Consider the following 5148-nt stretch of genomic DNA (forward strand, 5'->3'; position numbering starts at 1 on the left):
CCTAGGCATCCCGGGTCCGCCACCCCACATTTGCTCTTGCGCAAGTCGCCGCTCGCGGTGCCGTTCACGCAGCCCCGAACAATGGAATTGAGTTCGTGGATCTTGGGTAGCCGCCAATCGTCATGTCCCCCCAACGACAGGCCGTCGCAGTAGGCCTTCGCTGCTTCCCAGTTCAATTTGTCGTCCGGAGGGGGGTTCTGCCAGCAAAGATTCGTCGCTGGATCCAGCTGACCTCCATCGCACTCCGTCGTGCTGCCGGGCGCGGCCTCCTTACGGTTACCACATGCCAAGAACGCGAACATCCCCACCACGAGCATGGCTAACAGAAGCCCTCGGGTCGTCTTCATTTCGTTCCCCTTCGGTGAGCTGACGTCAGGATCGTGCCACGGGCGCGGCGAGAGTACAAGGAGAGCAGCGGCGACCACCTCACCGGCCTCCCCACCCGCAACGCGGCCGTCCTCTCCGGGAACGGCCCGCCGTGTTTCGCTCCAGCTTGTCGAGCTGGGTGACGAGGAGCGTGAGCGGCATACAGCGGGCGTTGGGTATCACCTCCGCCGCGCTACTTGATCTCTTTCACTCGCTTGCACGTCGGGTTCCAGTTCACCCCGTCGGGTCTGCTGTAGCAGTCCAGAAGAGACAAACTGACGTCCCCGCCGGAGCCTTCTTTGATCACCACGTAGTGGTTCGCGTTGATGCCCTTCTCGGCCTCCGTGGAGCCGGGCAAGTGCACGATGTACGACGTGCAGCCGAAACTGGCCGCACCGAACACGACGACGCAGAAAGTGATGAACAGCCTGTGCACGAGTGCACCCCCCTTCGCCTGGTAGTGAGAAGAACCCACGTTATCGCCGGAGAGTGAGAACCGCAAGGCGTCGCCCTCGGCTCTCCAGCCGCCTCCTCCGCGCCGCCGTCGGGCCGCACGGCCGAAAAATCGACACGCGCGCTCTGTCGGAATCATCGACTGACCCCCTCTGCCTCAATATCATGAAATTGATGCCAGGGATTATCGACAGTCAGAATGGCAACGACCTTCTCTCCGACGCTTCAGAGGCGTCAACGACGACCTCCGACGGCACCTCGGAGAGTAGCCCGATTCTGACCTCCGAGAATGGAACCTTATCGCCGCTCAGGCCCGAAAACAGTGGCTCGGAGGCGCTCGCGATCCAGAACGACGACGAGCACACGTCGCTCGACGCGCTCCATGACCTCGTGGACGCGGCGAAGAGCTTCGCCGTGGACGCCAAGGCGGCGGCGACGAGAAAGGCGTATGCGGGCGACTGGGCGCGCTTCAAGGACTGGTGCCGCGAGTCAGGTGCAGAGCCGCTCCCTGCGCGCCCGGAAATTATCGCGGCCTACGTCGCCCACCTCGCGCAGATCGGGCGCAAGCCCGCGACCATCGGACGCGTACTCGTTTCCATCTCACAGGCGCACAAGCTCGCCGGGATCACGCCGTCGCCCACGTCGTCGGCGGCGGTGCAGGAGACGCTCAAGGGCGTGCGCCGCAGCCTGGGCGTGGCGCAGCGGCAGGTGTCGCCGCTCGTCGTTGAGCACCTACGCCGCCTCGTCGCCGAGTCGCCTTCGTCCCTGATCGGGTTCCGCGACCGCGCCCTGCTCCTCGTCGGCTTCGCAACAGCGATGCGCCGCTCGGAACTCGTGTCGCTCACCGTCGCCGACCTGGAGGACGTGCCCGAGGGGCTCGTAGTTCATCTGCGGAAGTCGAAGACGGATCAGGAAGGCGTCGGTCGCCGCGTCGGCGTCCCGTTTGGGCAGCAGCCCGAGACGTGTCCGGTGAGGGCGCTGAGGGCGTGGCTGGAAGCGGCGGCGATCACCGACGGCGCGCTCTTCCGTGCCGTGGACCGCCACGGGCGGATCGGCACCACCGCGCTGTCGGACAAGGCCGTCGCCGAGGTCGTCAAGCGAGCGACGACCCGAGCTGGCTACGACGCGAAGCAGTTCGCCGGGCACTCGCTACGGAGCGGCTTCTGCACGGCCGCTGCCGCCGCCGGAAAGTCAGAGAGGGCGATCATGGCGCAGACCGGGCATCGCTCGGAGCGGATGGTCCGCAAGTACGTTCGCGATGGTCGGCTGTTCGTTGAGAACGCCGCCGAGGGACTGTTGTGAGGGTCGCCGCTACACGTACGCGACCGCGCAGATCACGTACACACGCGCACGTCGCGCAATTTCGCGCGCGCGCGCGAGGGGAGTTGATTAAATGAACAAATTGCACACTCGAAAAGCCGCCGCAAAAATTCTCCAGACGAGCGCCACCGTCCTCAAGGAACTCGAAGCGACCGGCGTCGCCCAGGTCGTCCGCGACGAGAAGAAACGCCCGCGCTACACGGCAGAGATGATCGAGGCGCTCCGCCCGGTTGTCGCGTCGATGGCGCCGCAGTTCACACCGGCGCCGGCGCAGCCCCAGATGTCGCCGATGCCGATGCCTTCTGCCGAGCAATACCTCGAGGTCGCACCGACACCGGAGCAGGCGGTCCGACCGACCCTCACGCCCGACGAAGAGTCGATGTTCCAGGCCGAGTTCGCGTACACCCTTGCCGCCGAAGCGGCACGATTCGGGGTAACCACCGCTGAACTCCTCGATGCCTGGCAGCGGGCGAACCTGCCCATCGCGCTGCCGCAATCGTTCGTGTCCATGCTGTCGGACTGGTCGCCGAAGTTCGGCATGGGCATCGAGGAGATGTGGCAGACGGCGCTCGTTCACCTGCTTTCGGTCCCGTTGAGCGCGCCGCAGGCGTACGTGTCGCCTCGCCCGGCGTACCCGATGTCGTCGCCCTCGTACGGATACGGCCCGTCGCCGACTGCCGCGCTGGGGCAGTACGGCTCGCCGCAGTTTCCGACGCCATACCCGGCGGCGTTCATGCCGCCGCAGCCTCAAGTGCGGCCGAGGTTCGCCGCGTCGCCGCGCATGCCGGGTTACTACCCGACGCAACCGTGGAACACGTCCGGCTTCGTGCCGTCGCCGTTCTCTGTGCCACCGCAGCCGTCCGGCCCGGTGGCCGACGCGCGCGCCGCGTTCGAAGTCGCGAGGATCGAGCAGGAGCGCCGCCGCATGGAGCGCGCCGCCGAGGCCGAAGACGAAGCAAGGATCAAAGCTGAGGAACGCGAGGCGACTCGCGCCGCCAACATGGAACGTGCTCAGGCGCTCGCCTTCGCTCAGGCAGCGGCTCAGCAGCAGCACATGGAAAAGCAGGCAGTGTTGCAGAGGTCCGAGGAGGCGAAACGACACGCCGCAGCACAGGAGGAAGCGCGACAGCAGCGCGACGAGCAGGAGCGGATCGAACGCGCCGTCGCTTCGATCTTCGCCGACATCCCGGCGTTCGTGCCGCCCGATGCGGTCGAGAACATCCGGCAGCAGGTGTGGTCATCGATCCAGGGCAAATCGGCCGCCGTCGCCCCTGCCATCTCTCGCGACATCGTCACGCGCGCCGTCGCGCCGTTTCAGGAGGAGGCGCGCCGGATGGAGCTGCGTCACAAAGTGGCGGCGATCGTCGTCGGCGCCGACCAGATGTACTTCTTCCGAGACGGGCCCGAGGTCCAAGCGGTCGCCGCGCAAGCGGCACAGAGTTTCCTCGACAGCGGCGCGGTGGATCACCTCGATGTCAACTATGCTATCGCCGAGACGCGACGGGTGCGTGACGCGGCAGTCGCGGCGCACAAGAAGGCTACCGCCGCCGGGGAACCTGTGAACGGCGTCGGGTGAACTACGCCTCGCTTCTTGTAGCCTCGCCGCGCCCGTGGCACGATCCCGATGACAGCTCACCAAGGAGGACGCGATGCCGACGCTCCGAAGGCTCCTGGCAGTCCTGCTCGCGGTGATCACGCTCGCCGGATGCGGCGGCGGGGGCGGCGGCAACGACCTCGATTCCGGGACGGATGGCGACGCGGATACGGATACCGATACGGACACGGACACCGACACGGACACGGACACCGACACGGACACGGACACGGACACGGACACCGACACAGACAGCGTCACCGATACGGACACGGATACCGATGCCTGCTCGGGCGATGGTCTCTGGTACGACGGGGAATCCGGGTTGTGCTGGCATAACCCGCCCACTACCGGAATTCTGGAATGGTCCGCCGCCGTTGCTTACTGCGACGCTCTTGACGTCGGTGGGCAAGACGACTGGCGCCTGCCAAACATCGACGAGCTAATCAGCCTGATTCGTGGTTGCCAGGACGGGACCGAGACCGGAGATCTCAGCCCGAGCTTGTGCGAGATGACGCCCACCGGATGCGTCGAGGAGGACACCTGTGCCAGCTATACCTCCTGCAGCTCTTGTGAATGGGACCCGCCGCAAGGGCCGGGTTGGGGCGGCTGCTACTGGGATCCGGCTCTGTTGGGGATATGCAACTGGTACTGGTCGTCGTCGTCACTCGCCGGCGATGCATCCTTCGCGTGGTTCGTGTATTTCGATGGCGGAAACCCATTCATCGATGAAAAATATGTCTCGCTGAGGTATCGTTGTGTTCGCGGCGGACCGTGATCTCGGCCGCTGCCCAACCACCTCGTTGACCCATCTCCATCCTCGTCCGATAATCCGCCAGACGTTCGAAGCTGCCGTTCACCACCGGGTCGGTCACGGGCTGACCTGCGGGTGAGCTACCTTCGAGCGGCACACCACAGGGCGGGGAGAGGCGACGGATGCCCACGAAACGCGAGATCATCGAGCTGCTCAAGCGCGACGAGCTGAACGAGGTGGTGGAACGGTTCGAGCTGGACGTGGCCGACCGGCGCTCCAAGGACGGGCTCATCGAGGCGGTGGCGGCGTCGCGCACGGCGACGCTCGACGAGGTGCTCGGCGGGCTCAAGCGCGAGCGGCTCAAGGAGCTGTGCCGCGCCCTGCGCCTCGACGATGCGGGCAGGGAGAAGTCGGAGATCATCGCGCGGCTCGCGGGCGGTCGTACGGCCGCATCCGTGGCACCGGCTCCGAAGCCCACCGCTACGCGGAACCCCCGACGTGGTGACACAGCGCAGGAGCACGACGAGGCGGCCCCTCCGGCGGAAGCCACCGCGGAGCGGCCGGTGCGCAGTGCGCGAACGAAGGGCGCGAAGAGCAACGGCTCCCCCCTCGGCTTCGAGGCGCAGCTGTGGGCGGCGGCGGACGCGCTGCGGAACAACAT

General features: G+C 66.4%; 6 protein-coding genes. 4 read left to right on the forward strand and 2 right to left on the reverse strand.

Going from position 1 to position 5148, the window contains the following annotated elements:
- Together M0R80_31250 and M0R80_31255 are read right to left on the reverse strand one after the other, a co-directional pair.
- Nucleotides 1–347, reverse strand: a 347-nt coding sequence (locus tag M0R80_31250) for a DUF1566 domain-containing protein (protein MCK9464119.1), incomplete at its 3' end; no start/stop codon positions are given.
- A 212-nt stretch (nt 348–559) separates the two neighbouring features.
- Nucleotides 560–841, reverse strand: a complete 282-nt coding sequence (locus M0R80_31255) for a hypothetical protein (protein MCK9464120.1) — start codon at nt 839–841, stop codon at nt 560–562.
- 152 nt (nt 842–993) lie between these two features.
- Here M0R80_31255 and M0R80_31260 point away from each other — a divergent pair, with 152 nt between their 5' ends.
- The 4 genes from M0R80_31260 to M0R80_31275 form a co-directional block, all read left to right on the forward strand.
- Entirely contained in the window at nt 994–2121 is a 1128-nt protein-coding gene (locus M0R80_31260; GenBank protein MCK9464121.1) for a site-specific integrase, read from the forward strand.
- A gap of 91 nt (nt 2122–2212) precedes the next feature.
- On the forward strand, nt 2213–3715 hold the full coding sequence (locus tag M0R80_31265; protein ID MCK9464122.1) for a hypothetical protein: 1503 nt from the start codon (nt 2213–2215) through the stop codon (nt 3713–3715).
- A gap of 73 nt (nt 3716–3788) precedes the next feature.
- Nucleotides 3789–4511: a DUF1566 domain-containing protein gene (locus M0R80_31270; GenBank protein ID MCK9464123.1), complete on the forward strand. Its 723-nt coding sequence runs from the start codon at nt 3789–3791 to the stop codon at nt 4509–4511.
- A 158-nt stretch (nt 4512–4669) separates the two neighbouring features.
- Nucleotides 4670–5148: SAM-dependent DNA methyltransferase (locus M0R80_31275; protein MCK9464124.1), on the forward strand; the 479-nt coding region annotated here is incomplete at its 3' end.

This window comes from Pseudomonadota bacterium, from assembly GCA_023229365.1.
Taxonomy (GTDB): domain Bacteria; phylum Myxococcota_A; class Polyangia; order JAAYKL01; family JAAYKL01; genus JALNZK01.

Bases quoted from the DNA above. Each gene is read 5' to 3' on its own strand.
- M0R80_31265 (MCK9464122.1), top strand. From the start codon at position 2,213: ATGAACAAATTGCACACTCGAAAAGCCGCCGCAAAAATTCTCCAGACG.
- M0R80_31260 (MCK9464121.1), top strand. From the start codon at position 994: ATGCCAGGGATTATCGACAGTCAGAATGGCAACGACCTTCTCTCCGAC.
- M0R80_31270 (MCK9464123.1), top strand. From the start codon at position 3,789: ATGCCGACGCTCCGAAGGCTCCTGGCAGTCCTGCTCGCGGTGATCACG.